The sequence below is a fragment of the Pseudomonas sp. P4_C3 genome (genome assembly GCF_056402075.1).
Window position 1 is genome coordinate 1 of the sequence record NZ_JBFUIC010000545.1, and the last position, 1,851, is coordinate 1,851.

Annotated in this window: 2 protein-coding genes; both read right to left on the reverse strand. The window is 54.4% G+C overall.

Annotation, left to right across the window (positions count from 1 at the left end; translation table 11 throughout):
* Positions 1 to 360: 360 nt before the first annotated feature.
* Positions 361 to 1,320 (reverse strand): PDR/VanB family oxidoreductase, encoded by a 960-nt coding sequence (locus AC1DVH_RS30420; protein WP_477756915.1) that lies wholly within the window; start codon positions 1,318 to 1,320, stop codon positions 361 to 363.
* Positions 1,321 to 1,397: 77 nt separating this feature from the next.
* The coding region (locus tag AC1DVH_RS30425) for a hypothetical protein (RefSeq protein ID WP_477756916.1) at positions 1,398 to 1,851 on the reverse strand (454 nt) is incomplete at its 5' end.

Genomic DNA, 1,851 nt, shown 5'->3' on the forward strand with positions numbered 1-1,851 from the left:
GCCGACCAGTTGTAACGGCGTGGTGGTTTCAATCTGAGCAATCACCACGAAGTCTTGTGGACCTTGCCGGCGGTTCCAGTGCAGAACGTTGTCGATCGACGTTACGACCGCGTCGACCTCTCCTGCACACAGTGACGAGTACTGCTCATCAGACGATTGAGTCATCGAAGACTCGAGGCGCAAATCTGCCGGCATTTGCCACGAGGCTGCTACCGCAATGGCAGGAGGGACAAACCACATCACACGCAGAGAGTCGTTGGACATTTTTTGTTCTCGTTGAAAGTACCCATATATAAAACTATACGTATCGTTTTGTCAACGAGCCTACCCATGCTTGATAAACCCGCCAGAGGACGGGTATTACAGGTCTAACACCATACGAGGCGTCTTGCTTCCTGAGCAGCAAACAAAGACAGTCTTGCCCGCCTGCTTTTCCGCCTCGCTGAGAATTGAATCGCGATGGTCTGGCGTGCCCTCCAGCACCCGCACCTCACAAGCACCACAGATGCCTTCGCGACAGGAATGCATCACCTCTACACCGTTTTCAATCAGCGCATCGAGCATGCTTTTACCCTGCTCCATCTTGAGGGTCTTCCCGGTCTTCGCCAGTACGATCTCATACCCACCCGATGTCGCGGCTTCCTGCAGCGGTATAAAGCTCTCGAAGTGAACTCTGCTATCAGCGATGGAAAGCGCCTTTGCTTGCTGAGAATAGGCCTGAATCATCCCCGCAGGCCCGCAACAATAGTAATGCCGGGTTCCATCATCACCACGGAAAACCTCCTGGATGTGAGCGACGGTAGCCTCGACGTCGTACCCCAACAGCAACTGGACCTTGTCCTGGGTGATGTGACCTTGCATCGCGTCGATCAACGCGGCGTGGTTARCACTGCGAGCGAAGTAATGCAGCTCCCAGTCCATGTTTTCGTTATTCAAATGCTGCGCCATACACCAAAGCGGCGTAACCCCTATCCCACCCGCGATCAGCACAGAACGATGCTCGCCTTCAGAGAGGGGGAACAGATTTCTGGGCTCACTGACCTGCAACCTGTCCCCGGGACGCAAGCGTTCGTGAATCATGATCGATCCACCACGACTTTTAGGGTCTTTGGCTACCGCTATGACGTAACGATTTCTCTCGGACGGTTCGTTTAGCAAGGAGTAACTGCGCAGAGGAATAGCCTCCGCAATGACGTCAATGTGGGCCCCCGGAGTAAATGCAGGAAGCGTCACGCCCTCCAGCCCTTTTAGCTCATACGCCAGTACCCCATCTGCCTCATGGGTGACTGATTTGATGTACACCTGGAATGTGTTTGGCATTTCGCAACCTAGCCCGAACCATGGATTGTTATTGGAGCGTTCGGCCGCCAGCTCATCAATCTGACGGCCTAACGGGCTCAGAGATAAGTCATTCTGCGTTCTTGACGCACCTGCTCCGTGTAGTCCTGAATGACGGTCCCAACAGGAATCATGTCAGCCAACGCCCTCAATGAACGGTAATCGCTCGCTTGCGCCTGGATGCTGTCTTCATTGGCTTCCGATTGGCGGATCCGCTCCATCAATTCACGCCGTAAACGGACAATTGCGAGATCCCCGCTACCCAGAAACTCCCGTGTCCGATCGACGATGGGAATGCTCTCCGCAACGGCATAATCCTCAAAAATAACGCCCGGAACACCTGTCCAGCTCCGACCAGCACGCATTGCTTCGCGATCTTGCCCATAGTTGGGAAGACCTTGGCGGGACGCTGCGAAGTTGTCGTCGGACTCATCGGTACCGAGTAGCGCGAAATCCGGGAGGTTTTCATCGATAGGTTGGCGCGAATCCCAATAGACGTACCACTGAAGACTG